Origin of the sequence: Massilimicrobiota sp. SW1139 (genome assembly GCF_012027715.1) — a bacterium.
GTDB lineage: Bacteria > Bacillota_I > Bacilli_A > Erysipelotrichales > Coprobacillaceae > Allocoprobacillus > Allocoprobacillus merdigallinarum.
Genome location: NZ_SJOR01000017.1, coordinates 1 through 16146, shown reverse-complemented (window position 1 = coordinate 16146; position 16146 = coordinate 1). Strand labels below are relative to the sequence as shown.

19 protein-coding genes are annotated in these 16146 nt (G+C 31.2%); 14 read left to right on the top strand and 5 right to left on the bottom strand.

Annotated features, from left to right (window positions below):
• The 6 genes from E0K96_RS09240 to E0K96_RS09220 all read left to right on the top strand — a co-directional run bounded on the left by E0K96_RS09240 (position 1) and on the right by E0K96_RS09220 (position 4074).
• Complete coding sequence (locus E0K96_RS09240; RefSeq protein WP_168082720.1) at positions 1-684, top strand: tRNA (adenine(22)-N(1))-methyltransferase; 684 nt, start codon at positions 1-3, stop codon at positions 682-684.
• Positions 674-1417, top strand: coding sequence for a Nif3-like dinuclear metal center hexameric protein (locus E0K96_RS09235; protein ID WP_168082718.1), 744 nt, complete (start codon positions 674-676; stop codon positions 1415-1417). Before E0K96_RS09240 ends, E0K96_RS09235 begins: the two co-directional genes overlap by 11 nt.
• A gap of 1 nt (position 1418) precedes the next feature.
• The gene (locus E0K96_RS09230) at positions 1419-1877 is read left to right on the top strand and encodes an NUDIX hydrolase (RefSeq protein ID WP_168082716.1); all 459 of its coding nucleotides are present in this window, start codon (positions 1419-1421) and stop codon (positions 1875-1877) included.
• Positions 1878-1886: 9 nt separating this feature from the next.
• Complete coding sequence (locus E0K96_RS09225; protein ID WP_168082714.1) at positions 1887-2297, top strand: DMP19 family protein; 411 nt, start codon at positions 1887-1889, stop codon at positions 2295-2297.
• Between the two features lie 27 nt (positions 2298-2324).
• The gene (locus E0K96_RS12265) at positions 2325-2459 is read left to right on the top strand and encodes a hypothetical protein (RefSeq protein WP_255456861.1); all 135 of its coding nucleotides are present in this window, start codon (positions 2325-2327) and stop codon (positions 2457-2459) included.
• Between the two features lie 271 nt (positions 2460-2730).
• A complete protein-coding gene (locus tag E0K96_RS09220; protein WP_168082712.1) occupies positions 2731-4074 on the top strand; it encodes an MATE family efflux transporter in 1344 nt (447 codons plus the stop codon).
• A gap of 52 nt (positions 4075-4126) precedes the next feature.
• On the opposite strand, the gene E0K96_RS09215 is transcribed toward E0K96_RS09220, so the two are convergent.
• Complete coding sequence (locus E0K96_RS09215) at positions 4127-5038, bottom strand: 4-hydroxy-3-methylbut-2-enyl diphosphate reductase (RefSeq protein WP_168082710.1); 912 nt, start codon at positions 5036-5038, stop codon at positions 4127-4129.
• Positions 5039-5120: 82 nt separating this feature from the next.
• Between E0K96_RS09215 and E0K96_RS09210 the strand changes: the two genes are divergently transcribed.
• On the top strand, positions 5121-5693 hold the full coding sequence (locus E0K96_RS09210) for a MerR family transcriptional regulator (RefSeq protein ID WP_168082709.1): 573 nt from the start codon (positions 5121-5123) through the stop codon (positions 5691-5693).
• Positions 5694-5743: 50 nt separating this feature from the next.
• Positions 5744-7312, top strand: a complete 1569-nt coding sequence (locus tag E0K96_RS09205) for a MutS-related protein (protein WP_168082708.1) — start codon at positions 5744-5746, stop codon at positions 7310-7312.
• On the opposite strand, the gene E0K96_RS09200 is transcribed toward E0K96_RS09205, so the two are convergent.
• Together E0K96_RS09200 and E0K96_RS09195 are read right to left on the bottom strand one after the other, a co-directional pair.
• Positions 7305-7640 (bottom strand): hypothetical protein, encoded by a 336-nt coding sequence (locus tag E0K96_RS09200; RefSeq protein ID WP_087244575.1) that lies wholly within the window; start codon positions 7638-7640, stop codon positions 7305-7307. The genes E0K96_RS09205 and E0K96_RS09200 overlap by 8 nt on opposite strands.
• A gap of 113 nt (positions 7641-7753) precedes the next feature.
• Entirely contained in the window at positions 7754-8377 is a 624-nt protein-coding gene (locus E0K96_RS09195) for a helix-turn-helix domain-containing protein (protein ID WP_168082706.1), read from the bottom strand.
• 299 nt (positions 8378-8676) lie between these two features.
• Here E0K96_RS09195 and E0K96_RS09190 point away from each other — a divergent pair, with 299 nt between their 5' ends.
• Both E0K96_RS09190 and E0K96_RS09185 read left to right on the top strand, forming a co-directional pair.
• Entirely contained in the window at positions 8677-10047 is a 1371-nt protein-coding gene (locus E0K96_RS09190; protein ID WP_087296751.1) for a DEAD/DEAH box helicase, read from the top strand.
• A complete protein-coding gene (locus E0K96_RS09185) occupies positions 10047-10910 on the top strand; it encodes a deoxyribonuclease IV (RefSeq protein ID WP_087244572.1) in 864 nt (287 codons plus the stop codon). The genes E0K96_RS09190 and E0K96_RS09185 overlap by 1 nt, the downstream gene beginning before the upstream one ends.
• Here E0K96_RS09185 and E0K96_RS09180 read toward each other — a convergent pair.
• Positions 10883-11143, bottom strand: a complete 261-nt coding sequence (locus E0K96_RS09180; RefSeq protein WP_087244571.1) for a hypothetical protein — start codon at positions 11141-11143, stop codon at positions 10883-10885. The two genes, E0K96_RS09185 and E0K96_RS09180, sit on opposite strands and share 28 nt — an antisense overlap.
• Positions 11144-11267: 124 nt before the next feature.
• On the opposite strand from E0K96_RS09180, the gene tig reads away from it, so the two are divergent.
• From tig to E0K96_RS09165, 3 genes are all read left to right on the top strand, one after another.
• A complete protein-coding gene (gene tig / locus E0K96_RS09175) occupies positions 11268-12221 on the top strand; it encodes a trigger factor (RefSeq protein ID WP_168082704.1) in 954 nt (317 codons plus the stop codon).
• Positions 12222-12331: 110 nt separating this feature from the next.
• Positions 12332-12502, top strand: a complete 171-nt coding sequence (locus E0K96_RS09170) for a hypothetical protein (protein WP_168082702.1) — start codon at positions 12332-12334, stop codon at positions 12500-12502.
• A 94-nt stretch (positions 12503-12596) separates the two neighbouring features.
• Positions 12597-13055, top strand: a complete 459-nt coding sequence (locus E0K96_RS09165) for a hypothetical protein (RefSeq protein ID WP_168082700.1) — start codon at positions 12597-12599, stop codon at positions 13053-13055.
• A 97-nt stretch (positions 13056-13152) separates the two neighbouring features.
• On the opposite strand, the gene ispG is transcribed toward E0K96_RS09165, so the two are convergent.
• Positions 13153-14214: a flavodoxin-dependent (E)-4-hydroxy-3-methylbut-2-enyl-diphosphate synthase gene (ispG, locus tag E0K96_RS09160; RefSeq protein WP_168082698.1), complete on the bottom strand. Its 1062-nt coding sequence runs from the start codon at positions 14212-14214 to the stop codon at positions 13153-13155.
• A gap of 175 nt (positions 14215-14389) precedes the next feature.
• Between ispG and E0K96_RS09155 the strand changes: the two genes are divergently transcribed.
• Positions 14390-16033, top strand: a complete 1644-nt coding sequence (locus E0K96_RS09155) for a hypothetical protein (RefSeq protein ID WP_168082696.1) — start codon at positions 14390-14392, stop codon at positions 16031-16033.
• Positions 16034-16146 lie beyond the last annotated feature (113 nt).

Sequence of the window (16146 nt, the reverse complement as noted above, 5' to 3'; positions counted from 1 at the left end):
ATGAAACTATCAAAAAGATTACAGGCCATTGCGGACTTGATTATCAAATATAAACATGGAGAAAGTCTTGGAGATATAGGAACTGATCATGCTTACTTACCTTGTTATTTAGTGAATGAAAATGTCATTCAAAAGGCCTATGCCTGTGATATAGCGAAGGGACCTATCCAAGCATCTATAGAAACGATTGGGAGTTATCATTTAGAGAATAAAGTCATACCACTGCTTGGCAGTGGTATTCATCCACTTTTAGATCAACATGTCGATATGATCAGTATTTGTGGTATGGGTGGTAAGTTAATTGTGGATATATTAGATGAATTTCCTGAATATATCCAAGATCAACGATTATTTTTACAGGCTAATGTAGGTTTAGAAGTTTTACGTGAGTATCTTTATTTACATCAGATAGAAATTATTGATGAAGATATTGTGAAAGATGCACATCATATTTATGAAATTATGGTTTGTCAGAAAACATCAAAACAACTTTCTTATCAGGAAGAAGATATTTATTTTGGACCTTATTTAAGACAAGAGAAAAATACTTTATTTTATGAAAAATGGAGAAGACAATTACATATTTATCAAAATATATTGACTTCTTTAGAGGAAAACCATCCTCGTTATCAGGAAGTTTTACATATGATTGAAATGATAGAAGGTGAGCTCAATGAAGGCTAAAGAGATTATTGCAGTTATGGAAAAACATTTTCCTCTTTCTTTACAGGAAGAATGGGATAAATGTGGATTACAGATTGGTCAGGTTGAAACAGAGGTTTCTAAGATAATGATTGCGTTAAATGCTGATTTACAGACTATTGATGAAGCCATTAAGAATCAATGTCAGATGTTAATTACACATCATCCATTTTTATTAGATCCCATTGTGAATATTGACCAGGATGATTTTATGGGCGCATTTATTTTTAAAGCTATTGAACATCATATCGTTGTTTATAGTTCACATACGGCTTTAGATAATGTGGCAATGAATGAATGGCTCATGGAAGCATTAGGGGTTCATGATATTGAACGTGGTGAAGATGGTATCACACGTATAGCCACTTTGAATCAGCCTATGACAATGGATGATTTTCTTGACCATGTACAGACAACTTATCATTTAAAGCATTTTCAATATGCTGGACATGCTGATATGGTTCATAAGGTTGCGATATGTGGGGGAAGTGGAGCAGATTTTATGTCACAGTTCTATGGAAAAGCAGATGCCTATTTAACTGGAGATACCAAATATCGTCATGCGAAAAATGCAGTTGACCATCATATGTTATTGGTTGATATTCATCATCATGCAGAAAACATGATGGTGAGAAAATTAAAAGAATTATTAGAAAAGGAAGTGAATGTAGAGATAATAGAAGGAAGTTCTCCTGATTATTATCACTACCGATAATATGATTTTGACAACCATGTGTTATATTCAAAAGGATCATCAGACACTTATGCTCCATCGTATAAAAAAAGAAAATGACATCAATGGTGGAAAATGGATTGGTGTTGGTGGAAAATTCGAAGAGGGTGAAAGTGCTGAAGAATGCATGAGACGAGAAATCTATGAAGAAACAGGTTTAACAGCTTTAAAACTTCAACTTCATGGATTTGTTGTTTTTCCTAAACTTTACCACGGTCAGGATGAAGGGATGTTTGTTTATACATGTTCTGATTTTAGTGGTGAAATTCATGAATGTGATGAAGGTATTTTACAATGGATTGACAATGATCAGATTTCATCTTTACCTATGTGGGAAGGTGATTATCATTTCTTTGAATGGATTCAAGATTCAAAATTTCATAGTGCAAAGATTGTTTATGAAAATGATCAGTTAATAGATTATCAGGAAAGTTGTTATTAAGGTTTAAAAATGAAGAAAATTATAATTGGATTGATTGTTGCTTTCTTTTTTATAGGTATTTATTTTTATGTAACTGGTCAAAGAGCATCAGTACTGGAAAAGGAACTTGCAACAGATATTTTTCATGAAATTCAAATTTCACAAAAGCCCTTAGAAGATATTCTTAATCAGGATATGACGCAAGAGTCTGTTGATGAAGTTTGGCTACGCATATCTGAACTTTGTGATTATGGTTATGATTTGAATCAGTTAAATGAATATCAAAAAAACTTTTGGCTGATTTCTTATTTTATAGGTGAAACAGGAAATGGTGGAATTGAACAATTTTTCTATAATGGGAGTGAATTTATTGAACCAACACTTGATACATTACATATTTTACATTTGAATGATAGTTATCAATACTTAAAGGAAGCATAGAGTATTTATCCTCGTGAGGTTGTAGAAATGGATAGTGATTCAAAATTATCTGAACAGTTAAATAAAATAGATGAGTGTTACTATAATCATGCAGAAGATGAATGTTATCACTTTCTTGTTCAATATCTTCAAGAATATAAAGATGAGTTTATCAAAGAATAATATAAAAATTGAAAATAAATTAATGAAATAATGACTGGGATTTTAAGATTTCTAGTCATTTTTTATAATCAAGTTTCCAATTCTTTAAAACAAGATCATATTAGATAAAGTGTAAAATACATATGATTCCATACTCATTTTATCCACAATAAAATATAGATAATTATTTTTTTTGAGATAGATGAAAATATTTTTATCTTATGAAATATTATTGTAAAAATGAAAAACAAGAGTACAATAAGACATTGTATAGAGGGAAGGGGAGAAATATATGGATCAAAGTCGAAAATCAACAGATTTGATTTATGGAAGTATAGCAAAATCTATTTTTTGGTTTTCAATCCCACTTTTGATTGGAAATCTATTCCAGCAATTATATAATACTGTAGATGCATATGTCGTAGGGAATTATGTTTCTAAACAGGCATTGGCTGCTGTTGGGGCGTCTTCACCTATCACAAATATGCTTATTGGTTTTTTTATGGGATTGGCAACAGGTGCAGGAGTTGTGATTGCTCAATACTACGGAGCCAATGATTCTAAAAGATTAAAACAGGCTATTCATAGTTCAGCAGCTTTAACGATTGTTATGGCTATTTTCTTAACGATTGTTGGTGTTTTATTCACTAATCCACTTCTACATATGATAGGTATACCTGCAGATGTGTTTCCTGAATCATCAACATATTTAACAATTTATTTTGGTGGAATCACTTTTGCATTGATTTATAATATGGGGGCAGGCGTTTTACGTGCTGTTGGAGACTCAAAAAGGCCACTCTATTTTCTAGTAGCAGCCTGTTTAACAAATATTGTGTTAGATTTATTGTTAGTGAGAGGTTTCCATATGGGTGTGGCAGGAGCAGCTATTGCGACTGATGTTTCTCAGGCATTAAGTGCTTTACTGGTTTGTATCGTCTTGATGAAAAGTGATGAAGTCTATGCTTTAAAAATAAGAAAAATTCGTTTTCATCTTCCTATTTTAAAGCGTATTATTATGATTGGATTGCCTACGGCTTTACAACAAAGTATTGTGTCTTTATCTAATGTTGTGGTGCAATCTTATGTCAATGTTTTTGGCTCAGATGTTGTGGCAGGTTATTCAGCAACGATTCGTATTGATGGTTTTGTGAATTTGCCTTTACAAAGTTTTAATATGGCAATTACAACATTTGTTGGACAAAATATTGGAGCTAAGCGATATGATCGTGTCAAACGTGGTTCAAAGATAGCTTTATGGATGACTTTTGCGGTTGTGGGAGCTATGACTGTCTTTTTATTCTTCTTTGGAAGAGATGTTATTCGTATCTTTAATAGCGATCAGGCAGTAGTAGAAGCAGGATGGAAAATGTTATTTCCCTTTTTAACATGTTATATGTTATTACCAATTGTACAAATCTATAATGGTGTTTTAAGAGGGGCTGGAAAATCATCTATCCCAATGTATATTATGGTATTTAATTTTGTTATTTTAAGACAGATTTATTTAGCTATTGTAACCTCAATGACATCTGATGTTTTCTTTGTTTTCTTTGGCTGGCCAGTGACATGGATCAGTGCTGCTATTATGTTTATTATTTATTATCATAAAGTGAAATGGCTACCTGATGATTAAGTTTTCCTTTCTGGAAAACTTTTTTAATAAAAAAATGCATGAAAACATGCATTTAGTCTAATATTTTTGTTAAGTCTATCGGTTGTTTAAAGAAGGTCTGAGGATCATTTTCATTAAATTGATGTAAGAATTCTATAACTTGATTTGTTAAATAGGTTGGTGTAGATGCACCTGAAGAGACTGCAGCTTTCTTTTTCCCTTTTAACCAGTTAATATTTAAATCATCAAGACTCTCAATCATATGAACTTCTTTCTTTTCACTGGCAATGCTTGCTAGTTTTTGAGTATTGTTAGAATGAGGATCACCCACAATGAAAACAATATCAATATCTTCTTCCATGTTTTTAATAGCTTCTTGTCTGATTTTCGTTGCTGTACAAGTTTCTTTTTCGATTGTGACATGAGGAAGTATCGTTTTGGCATACTCACATAAATCATAGACATCGTATAAAGACATGGTTGTCTGATTCGTCATCACATAATGCTTATTTGGATCCATCATTTGAATATCATTTTTGCTGGTAATCAAATGCACTCGTTTTTCATCAATAGAAATAGCACCTTCAGCTTCAGGATGTCCTTTTTTTCCAATATATAAGATGTCATATCCTTCATTCAATTTCTTTTTGATTAAATCATGTGTCTTAATCACATCTAAACATGAAGCATCAATGACATTGAGACCTTTATTTTTCGCTTTTTGAAATACCTGATCACTGGCACCATGAGCAGTGACAATGACTGTTCCGTGTTGAATCTGATTTAATAATTCTAGACGTGTTTGACCAGGAATATCAATTGTCTGAATACCTCTTTTTTTTAATGCTTCCACAATATATTGATTATGAACAATCATTCCTAAGATATAAATAGGTTGTTGTTCATTTTGTGCGTTTTTTGCTATTTCAATAGCACGGACGACACCTTTACAGTATCCTCTTGGGGTAATAGCTTTCACTTGCATACCTTTTCACCTCCACTTCATTGTATCATAATTTCTTGTGATGATGAAGAAATCTTTATATAATGAAAGCAGGTGATTAATGATGCATATTCAGGAAGTTTCTCAACAATTAAATTTATCTAAGAAAGCGATTATGATTTATGAACAAAAAGGGCTCATTCATCCTCAAAAAGATGCTCATGGTTATCGTGTTTATCAACAGAAAGATATTGAAAGATTGATGCAAATTAAATGTTTAAGACAACTTAATTTCTCTATTTCTCAAATTAAAGATATACTGATCAATAATCAATATGATATTTTTGATCTGAAAAAAGAAGAATATGAAAAACAGATTTTTGATATTGAAACATCATTACAATATATTGATGATGTGAAAAAGAGTTTGACGCAAAAACAGACATTAGATAATTTAAGCCATCAGCTAGAACAAACCAAACAATTGAAAAAAATCAATTCTTCTACACAAACCATCCTGCCCTTTGAAAGAATTATAATTTGTTTATCTATTTTTATTTATGCTTTATTTTTATTTGATAATGACTCATTTTTATCTATATTGGCTTCTTTAGCCATGTTACTTATTTTAGTGATTCACTTTTCTTCTGCATTTAGACTGTTTTTATATGAAATTTATCAAAAAATAAAAAAATAGTTGCTTTACCCCAAGGGTAGTGCTGTAAAGTCAAGGTGAGGTGAGATACCATGATGATATTTTGGGTAGCTATTTTACTGATATTGATAGTGATTATGGTTTTGAAAGGCTTATGGAATATTTTTATGCATAAACGATTAGTTCAACTGTTTCCATATCAGCTTGAAAAAGATGAAATAGAATGGAATGAGGAATATGCTGAAACGTTAAAAGAAAAAGCAATATCTAAACAGGAAATTGATGATTTTCAGTTATTAAAAGTTTTACAGAAATGTGACTTTACCTATACGAATATAGGTAGAGAATATATGTATGGTCGTATGTTATCAAAACAATGTGATCATCATTTGTTAGAAAGCATGGTTCAGCGCTATCAGAATCCTCAAATCTTATCTGATACACTTTATCATCTTTATCAGTTAAGTAAAGAATATGACGCATGTTTAGGCTTGTTTCAGCATTCTCAAGTCTTTTCGTTATGGGAAAAACGACTCATTATGTGCTTAGGTTTTTGTCCGATTGTATTTATCATCATGTGGTTTTTCTTAGGTGGTTTGATTTTTTTACCACTTTGTATATATGCGGCTTTGATGATTCTTTTGAATACTTATTATAGTCAACGTACAAAGACTATTGTGACGGAAACAATGAGTTATTGTTTTATGATTGAAGCTTTATCACATTTGGTTAAACATCGTATTTTTCCTGAAGAAGATATTCAAAAATTAAAGCCAATGCTTAAAAAAGCAAAGACATATACAGTATTGGCACGTGTCATATATAAGATTTCTAAAATAGATGTTTTCTATTTCACACAGACAATCCAAAGCTTCTTTATGTTATCACTACATCAATATCTCATATTATTAAAGCATCAAGAAGACATGGAAAGCTATATGCTTACTTTCTATGAATATTTAGGAACTGCAGATGTTGCTTTAAGTGTGCGATTAGTACGTGAACGTTATGTCACGTGTTTGCCTGAATTAACACAAGACAAACAGCTTTCGTTTGTCGAAGCTTACCATCCTTTAATTTCTAATCCTGTAAAAAATAGTTTTTCAACAACACGTTCTTGTATGATTACAGGATCCAATGCATCAGGTAAGTCTACATTCTTAAAAATGATTGGTATCAATATGCTGATGGCGAAAACTTTGCATACATGTTTTGCAGATGAATGGAAGTGTTATCATTATACGATTCATAGTGCCATTCATATGAAAGATGATTTAACATCAGGAGATAGTTATTATGTAAAAGAAATTAAAACTTTAAAAGCCATGATAGATGATGTGAAAGAAAAGGATTGTATGATCTTTATTGATGAAATTTTAAGAGGAACAAATGAAAAAGAACGTGTGATGATTTCTCAGGCTATTTTGACTTATTTATTTCAAAGCTCATCATTGATTTTGGTGACAACACATGATTTATCTTTGGTTGAAAAGTTTCCTTGGATTGATCAGTATTGTTTCCGTGATGCGATTGTGAATAATCAATTATCCTGTGATTATAAAATACATCAGGGACGTTGTACAGTAGGAAATGCGATTGCATTATTAGAAATTTATGGATATGATGCAGACATTATCAATGCTATAAGAAAGCCTAACTAGGCTTTCTTACTGGTAACATATTTTCAAAAGTCTGTGATTCCACTTGAACATTTTTATCAATATCCTCATCTATGTCATCTAAATCAAAACTCTTCACAGCTTTAACAACACGGAAAGCTGTTTTGGCATTATGCAAAACAGGACGTAATTGATTGATAATAGGAATGAGCTGATTAGCCGTATAAAGTGTTTTTTGAGCTGTCTGAATCGTTGATGAAAGATTCATCTGATGAAGTGAATATCTCATAGATTGTAATAATGATGGTTTTTGATACATCATTGGTGGATAATAGGGATAAAAATCATAGGGTGGATATTGTGGATACATGATTAACACCTCCTATGTTAAGATATGTTAAAAGAAAAAAGATGATACTTGTGTTTTGGATAAAGAAAAATAACGACTTTGAAGAGAAATCATCAAAATCGTCATGAGATATTTTATGCTCTTTGTTTATAAATGAGAAGATTAACAATACTGCCAAGCATGATATAAATCATCCAAAAAAGAATAAATCCAACATAGGAAGCATCAAGAAGAGGATATGGAGCAGTTCCTAAGCCACTTGTCATGATGTTATATGCCATAGATAAAGGAATGAATGTTAATGTCCATATATTTATGGACCAAAATAGTTGTTTGGCTTTTGTCTGAGAAGATTGATCTGAGATGACCATACCAATACCATAAATCATACATCCAAAGATAATCAAAATGAGTCCAGTGAGTGTTGCGATTGCAGTTTGTTTTTCATTCCATATCATGGCGGCAACAATCAATCCAAGGGCATTCATTGTTGTTGCGACGATTGTAAAAATGACACCATTAGGTTTTTCGTGCGTTGATATAGACTCACAAGGAGTGGGCTCAATACCTTTGAGTAAATAGTCTGTTGTCACTTCAAAAAAGTCACTCAATAAAATAATCTTTTCAATGTCTGGTAAAGTTTGTTCGCTTTCCCATTTAGAAACGGATTGTCGTGAAACACCAATTTGATTGGCAAGTTCTTCTTGTGATATCCCTTTTACTTTTCTTAAATGTTGTATTCTATCAGCGATGTTCATATATAGTCTCCTTTCTTAGGCACTCATATTATAACAAAGAATGAAAAAGCAATACTACCAACTGATGTGGTCATTTTGACAACTTTTACGTTCTTTTTGTCACTTTGTTTGCTTTTGCTTAATAAAAGGCTTTTTATTATTGTATCTAGGATCATTTGTAATATCAAGATATATGTCAAATATGTCTTTCCCTCTTTTTGCTTTGACAAATAATCAAAGAAAATATAAGATTTTATCAAAGTTTTTTGCTTTTTTAAAAGTTTTAGTGTATAATCATATGGCTAAAAGGAGGCGATTATATGAAATTATTTGAACAATATCAATTTCAACCTTTTGTAAAAGAAACATTACAAAAGTTGAATTTTCAATCACCAACAGAAATTCAAAAATCAGTCATTCCACTTGTTTATAAACATCGAGATGTTATTGGCATATCACAGACAGGAACAGGGAAAACACATGCTTTTTTAATTCCAATTATGGATATGATAGAGACATCAGCAGATTGTGTGCAGGCAGTCATTACTGCTCCTACAAGAGAATTGGCACAACAGATTTATGATCAGGCTAAAGTTTTTACAAATTATAATAAGAATTTAAGGGTTTCATTAATCATTGGTGGTAAAGATAAACAAAAAACAATTTCAAAGTTGAATGTTCAACCTCATTTGGTTATTGGAACACCTGGACGAATTAAAGATTTATCTTTAGAGGAACAGGCTCTTAAAATTACAACTGCGGATATATTTGTCATTGATGAAGCAGATATGACATTAGAGTATGGTTATTTAGAGGATATTGATGCAGTACTGGGAAAGATGAAAGAAAATCTTCAGATGCTTGTCTTTTCCGCAACAATTCCACAAATGTTAAGACCATTCTTAAAGAAATATATGGACTCACCAAAGATTATAGAAATTGATGAGCATCTATCAACATCACGTAATATTTCACATTATCTGGTTCCAACGAAACATCGTCAGCGTTATGAAGTTTTAAAAAATATTATGCAGGTCATTGATCCCTACATTTGTATTATCTTCTGTAATAAACGTGAAGAAGTTGAACAGTTAAGTCATCAGTTGCGTGAAGATGGTTATAAGGTTGGAGAAATACATGGAAATCTGGAACCAAGAGAAAGACGACAGATGATGCGTCGTATCAAAAATATGGAATATCAATATATTGTCGCAACTGATATTGCTGCAAGAGGGATTGATATTGATGGTGTCAGTCATATTATTAATATGGAATTTCCAACTGAGCTAGATTTCTATATTCATCGTAGTGGTCGTTGTGGACGTGGAAAATATACGGGTGAATGTTATAATATGTATGATACGTATAATCAACAAATGGTTGAAGCCTTGGAGAAAAAAGGTATTCATTTTGAAGTCAAGGAATTAAAAGGACAGCAGTTTAAACAAAGTCAAGAACGAGAAAAACGTAAGACACGTGTTAAACATCAAACTGAATTAGAAAAGAAAATCTCAGCTATTGTCAGAAAACCAGCCAAAGTGAAACCTGGATATAAGAAAAAACGTAAAAGACAAATTGAAGCTATGGTTCAAAAAGAAAGACGTGCGATGATTAAACAGGATATTAGAAGACAAAAGAAAGAACGTGCAAAACAGGCACAAAGAGAAAAACGTGAAAGAGAGGCACAGTAATGTTGAAGATTGGTAGTCATGTTTCCATGAGTGGAAAAGAAATGATGCTAGGATCAGTGAAAGAAGCTTTATCCTATGATGCAACGACATTTATGTTTTATACAGGTGCTCCACAAAATACTGCCAGAAAACCAGTGAGTCAGTTACGTGTTGAAGAAGCCAAAGCATTAATGGCAGAACATCATATTGATATTCAGGATGTTGTTGTTCATGCGCCATACATTATCAATTTAGCAAATACGATTAAGCCTGAAACATTTGAGTTGGCTGTACGCTTTTTAAAAGAAGAAATTGAAAGATGTGAAGCTATTGGTATCAAACGTTTGGTTTTACATCCTGGTTCTCATGTCAAAGCAGGGGATGAGGCTGGCTTGGATCAGATTGTAAAAGGATTGAATGAAGTCTTACATGAAGATCAAAAAGTACATATTGCTTTAGAAACAATGGCAGGTAAGGGAAGTGAAGTTGGAAAAACTTTTGATCAGCTTCAGTATATTATTGAACATACAAAGTTATCTTCTTTACTGGGTGTTTGTTTGGATACTTGTCATTTACATGATGCAGGTTATGATTTAACTCATTTTGATGACTTGTTGAAAGAGTTTGATCAAAAGATAGGTTTAGATCGTTTATTGGTTGTTCATGTGAATGATTCTAAAAATGAACGAGGAGCTCATAAAGATCGTCATGAAAATATTGGATATGGATATATTGGCTTTGATACACTCAATACCATTGTTCATCATCCTCAATTAAAAGATGTTCCAAAGATTCTTGAAACACCTTATATTGATGGAAAAGCTCCTTATCGTGAAGAAATCAATATGTTTGTTCATCAAACATTTAATAATGGTTTAAAATAATGATTTAATAATACAAGTATTTTTTGACAAGTGAATTCACTTGTCAATTTTTTTATATAGTTTTCTAAAACAAAATGATATTGTTCATGTTGTAAGGCGTATTGATTGTTTTTAATCATGTTTAATAATCTTTGTTGTGTAGATTGATCAAGTTCGATATCAAATTCTTTTAAAAGAACTTGAAAATCATCTAGTTGAAGTGATGATATATATTCATTGTTTTGATTTGTCATAATTTCCTCCTTAACTATATCCTATGTAGAAGTTAAGAAAATAGACCACATTTTTGATAAGACTTGCGTCAAATATCAATTGTATGATAGAATATGAGCGTTTTAAATAGAAAGGATTAGAAAGATGAGTAAAGTTAATCAATTAGGAAATTACAAAGGAATTGAAGTCAAAGTGACTTCACGTCAAGTATTAGACGAAGATGTTGAAAAAGAAATCCAACATTTATTATCACAAAAGAGTCAATTGGTTGAAAAAGAAGGAACTGTTGAAAACGGGGATGTCACAACAATTGATTTTAAAGGATTAAAAGATGGAGTGGCTTTTGATGGTGGAACTGCTGAAGGATATCAATTAGAAATTGGTTCTGGATCATTTATACCAGGATTTGAAGAACAGATGATTGGTATGAAAAAAGGAGAAACAAGAGATTTAAATCTAACTTTCCCAGAAAATTATGGGGTTGCTGATTTAGCAGGTGCAGATGTTATTTTCCAGGTTACAGTTCATCACATTGCATCAAAAGTACAAGCTCAACTTGATGAAGAATTCGTTCAATCTTTCCAAATGCCAGATGTTGAGACAGTGGAAGATTTCAAAAAGAAAGTCAGAGAAAGTTTAGAAAATCAAAATGCTCAGGCATTACGTGCTGAAAAAGAAAATAAAGTTTTAGGTGTTTTGATTGAAAACAGTGATGTAGAAGTAGACGAAGCTGATATTCAAAAAGCTTTAGATCAACATGTTCAATATGTCAGCAATGAATTAGCTGGACAAGGTATGGCTTTAGAACAATATCTTCAAATGATGGGAATGGATATGGATGCATTACATGCACAATTAATGCCAGCTGCTAAACAACAAGCTATTTTTGAAGCTATTATTGATGAAATTATTCGTGTTGAAAATTTAATGACAAGTGATGAAGATGTTGACCGTCAGGTTGATTTGATGTCACAACAATATCAAATGGATAAAAAAGATATTTTAGAAAAGATTGATTTAGAAGGTTTAAGACGTGATTTAAATCGTATTCAAGCAAGTCAATTGATTTTAAACAGTGCTAAATTTATCATGGAGTAAAGATTGTCTCAGGGCAATCTTTGTTTTTATTTATTTTATAAATCTGCTAATAAACATATTATGATATCATGGATATAGATGTTGGTGAGAGTTGAAAGAGAGATGAGACTATGAAAAATCAGAATATTTTTATAAGTTTAGGAATTGTCATTTATATTGTGATATCTGGGATAGATAAATTTGTTTATAGGCTTCCAAATATGGTTTATATTCCAATTGCTATTTTAGGTATTATTTTGATTCTGATTGGTTTTTTAAAAATAAAAAAAGACAATCATTGACAAATGTGAGTAAGAAGATGTTATTTAAAGATAATAAACTATGAGGATTGTCCAAGACCGTTTAATGAAATGATAAAAATGGAGAGGATAAAGTGTGTCGGTATTAAGAAATTTTGAATATTATAAAGAAGAAATAGAATTAGCACTGATTCAAAATGCTGGTGTAGAAATTGAGCTTTATTCCATTGTAGCAAGTATGATAAGAGAATCACAAAATACATGTCCATTATCTATACGAGATGTATCTGCAAGGAGAAAAAGTGATATTTCAATGAAGTTTTATGGGCAAGCAGGTTTCCCGGATTTTGTTGTATTGGCAAGAGAAAAAGACAGTAATGCGAAGCTATATGGATGTATTGAAGTAAAAATGCCAACAGTTTCACTTGATGGAAATGATGAACAGTTAAATGGACATATTCAATCGTTTAAAAAGGTTCTTTATACAAATGGAATCAGATGGATATTTTTTGAGAATGATATAAAAAATATTCTTTTTGATATTGAACTTGAAGATATAAATAAGAGTCAAATTCTTTGGAAATCACAGAAATAATGGGATGATTTATTACGACGTATGGATCAAATCAAATGGGATTTATAAAAGATAGTAGAAATAAAAAACGCCAATATAAAAAAGCAATGATTTTTTGTCATTGCTTTTCTACCATTTTGAGTATTTCATCTTTTAAGACTTGGACCATGTCTTCTTGTTTGACTTTTTTTATGACTTCACCTTTTTTAATTAATAAACCTTCTTTAACACCACCGGCAATCCCAATATCAGCATGTTTTGCTTCACCAGGGCCATTGACTGCACATCCCATAATGGCGACTGTGATATCAGCATGGATGGTATTCAAGAAATCTTCAATCTCATTTGCGACTGGAATCAAATCATATTGAATACGACCACAAGTTGGACATGATACCAAAGTTGGAACATGATCAATCAGTTCTAATTCCTTTAATAATGTTTTAGCAACTTTGATTTCTTCTACAGGATCAGCACTTAAAGAGACACGAATGGTATTACCAATACCCTGATATAACAATGTACCAATACCTAAACTTGATTTGATCGTTCCACCAAGCTTTGTGCCAGCTTCTGTAACACCAATATGTAAAGGACAATCAAAAGTTTGACTGGCAAGAGTATAAGCTTCGATGGTTAATAAAGTATTGGATGATTTTAAAGAAATAGCATAGTCATGAAAATCTAATGACTCTAAAATATCAACATGTTTTTTGGCACTTTCAATCATCCCTTGTGCAGTTGGTTTTCCATATTTTTCTAAAATATCTTTTTCTAAAGAACCTCCATTGACACCAATACGAATAGGAATATGATGTTGTTTGCAGGCTTCTACAACAGCTTTAACCTTATCCATAGAACCAATATTACCAGGATTGATACGAATTTTATCAATACCATTTTCAATTGCCAGTAAAGCCAAACGATAGTCGAAATGAATATCAGCAATTAGAGGAATATGAATCTGTTTTTTGATATCAGCAATTGCTGATGCATCCTCTTTATCAAAAATCGCTACTCTTACCATTTCACAACCTGCTTTTTCCAACTCATGAATCTGTTTAACAGTTGCTTCTACATCTTTTGTTTTGGTATTGCACATAGATTGAATAATGACATGATTATTGCCACCCATTGTTAAATGTCCAATTTGAAATGATCTTGTTTCTGTTCTTAACATAATCTAACCTCGTTTCTGTTTTTATTATACACGAAGTTATTCAAAAAATAAATCTATTCCCTATTTTCTATTGAGAGTGATTTTATCATATATTATAGTTATCGAAAATCAATAAACAATATTTTCCTTTTTTCGACCGTTATGCTATACTAACCAAAGGAGGGAGAGGAAATTTATGATCAAGTATGAAGATATACTTTTTTTTCGTGATCAGCATATTGTTGATGAATTGTATCAAAAACTGAAAACAGACAATGATAACGAAGAATTAGAAAAAGCATATCAACAGATATCAACAAATAATCAGACACAGTTACATACATTTTTATATCAGTATCGTCAGATTATGACTAAAATCTATAGTGTATGGAATGTAATCAGTTGGCTATTATTTGCAATCTTATTTATTGTATCAGGATCAATGATCTGTGCAACAGGGGTTGCTTATCTGTTTTTCTCAATTGATTTTTTTAAAGGGATTTATCAGTGGATCAGTGAAATAGGAGTAAGTTTGTTGGAGGGGCTCTTTCGTGTTCCAACAGAAACAATCACTTATTTTCAACAAGTTTCACCGATATTTTTATGTATTGTAGGATTAACATTTCTTTTTATTGTGTTATTTACGACTTTATATATAATCAGTTTATTTAAAAAAGATTATCAAAAACAAACATCAATACAAATGAGTCTTGATGATTGTTATCACAGTTTACAGTGTTGTCAAGATGATCCTTGGGATTATATTCGTCAATCTTTTGAAAAAAGAATACATACTAGACGAAACCATCATTTTTTTGAACGCTATTATTATGCCTATATCAAAATTGCTCAAAATCATGAACTTGTAGAAGGGACTGTTCAAGATTTAACAAAAAAAGAACAAATCATTTTATACATTCGTACTTTTACAAATAGTATTAAAAATATTTTTGGTGCATTTTCAATGCCTATCTATATATCAACAGCTCTTTTGATTTCTTATTATAGAAATTTTCAGGCTGTGAGTGCATTAAGATTAAAAAATATTTTAGAATATATACCTTTGGGAGATTGGATTTATAGTCTTTTAGATTTTTGTTATGGAATTGTCAGTCATTTTCCATTATTTTATTATTTAGAAATCTTAGATTTAGAATTCGTAAAAGTCATTTCTTTTTGTATTTGTTTAACAATTGTATGGGGTCTTTATACAATTATAAAGACACGTATCAGTGAAATCAAAAGACAATATTTACGTCGTCAACAATTCTATTTGAAAAAACATCAAGGGTTATATGCATCAAATGAGAAGTTCCCTAAAGTTTATCAATATAGTGTACAATGGACTGTTTTTGTTGTATTTGTATGTATAGCTATAGGATTATGGCAGGCTTTCTTGGCATCTTTTCCATATGATGTAGAAGCAGTTTTTGCGATGATGAAACAAAGACAAGTTGTCTTAGATCAAATGCAGCCTTATGTTGAAGAAAAAAATCATATTTTAGGGAATTGGGAACAACGTCTTTCACCTGAATATATAGCAGTTGATTCTTTAACGGATATGGAAAAAACAGGAACTTATAATAACCCTTATTTAAGAATTTATACATATTATACACAAGAAGATGCTACAAAAGCTTTTGAAGATCAAAAAGACAGTTATGATCATTATAAGAAGAAAGAAGATCAATTACAATTAGCCTATTCATCAAAGGGATTTATGATTGTAGATCATGGAATTGTAATGAAAATGTCAAACTCTTCTTCATTGTTACAACAGACATTATCACAAGAAGATATCACAACAATGATTAAACAAATAGGATATACAATTGAATAGAAGTAAACATATCATCATATATGTCGATGGTTTTTTATTGATGATTATATTGATTTTAGGGATTTTTTATTCTTTGAATATACCTCTATTTCAAGAAGAAAAAGCAGTGGAAA

Bases quoted from the DNA above. Each gene is read 5' to 3' on its own strand.
- E0K96_RS09240 (WP_168082720.1), top strand. From the start codon at position 1: ATGAAACTATCAAAAAGATTACAGGCCATTGCGGACTTGATTATCAAA.
- E0K96_RS09235 (WP_168082718.1), top strand. From the start codon at position 674: ATGAAGGCTAAAGAGATTATTGCAGTTATGGAAAAACATTTTCCTCTT.
- E0K96_RS09230 (WP_168082716.1), top strand. From the start codon at position 1,419: ATGATTTTGACAACCATGTGTTATATTCAAAAGGATCATCAGACACTT.
- E0K96_RS09225 (WP_168082714.1), top strand. From the start codon at position 1,887: ATGAAGAAAATTATAATTGGATTGATTGTTGCTTTCTTTTTTATAGGT.
- E0K96_RS12265 (WP_255456861.1), top strand. From the start codon at position 2,325: ATGGATAGTGATTCAAAATTATCTGAACAGTTAAATAAAATAGATGAG.
- E0K96_RS09220 (WP_168082712.1), top strand. From the start codon at position 2,731: ATGGATCAAAGTCGAAAATCAACAGATTTGATTTATGGAAGTATAGCA.
- E0K96_RS09215 (WP_168082710.1), bottom strand. From the start codon at position 5,038: ATGCAAGTGAAAGCTATTACCCCAAGAGGATACTGTAAAGGTGTCGTC.
- E0K96_RS09210 (WP_168082709.1), top strand. From the start codon at position 5,121: ATGCATATTCAGGAAGTTTCTCAACAATTAAATTTATCTAAGAAAGCG.
- E0K96_RS09205 (WP_168082708.1), top strand. From the start codon at position 5,744: ATGATGATATTTTGGGTAGCTATTTTACTGATATTGATAGTGATTATG.
- E0K96_RS09200 (WP_087244575.1), bottom strand. From the start codon at position 7,640: ATGTATCCACAATATCCACCCTATGATTTTTATCCCTATTATCCACCA.
- E0K96_RS09195 (WP_168082706.1), bottom strand. From the start codon at position 8,377: ATGAACATCGCTGATAGAATACAACATTTAAGAAAAGTAAAAGGGATA.
- E0K96_RS09190 (WP_087296751.1), top strand. From the start codon at position 8,677: ATGAAATTATTTGAACAATATCAATTTCAACCTTTTGTAAAAGAAACA.
- E0K96_RS09185 (WP_087244572.1), top strand. From the start codon at position 10,047: ATGTTGAAGATTGGTAGTCATGTTTCCATGAGTGGAAAAGAAATGATG.
- E0K96_RS09180 (WP_087244571.1), bottom strand. From the start codon at position 11,143: ATGACAAATCAAAACAATGAATATATATCATCACTTCAACTAGATGAT.
- tig (WP_168082704.1), top strand. From the start codon at position 11,268: ATGAGTAAAGTTAATCAATTAGGAAATTACAAAGGAATTGAAGTCAAA.
- E0K96_RS09170 (WP_168082702.1), top strand. From the start codon at position 12,332: ATGAAAAATCAGAATATTTTTATAAGTTTAGGAATTGTCATTTATATT.
- ispG (WP_168082698.1), bottom strand. From the start codon at position 14,214: ATGTTAAGAACAGAAACAAGATCATTTCAAATTGGACATTTAACAATG.
- E0K96_RS09155 (WP_168082696.1), top strand. From the start codon at position 14,390: ATGATCAAGTATGAAGATATACTTTTTTTTCGTGATCAGCATATTGTT.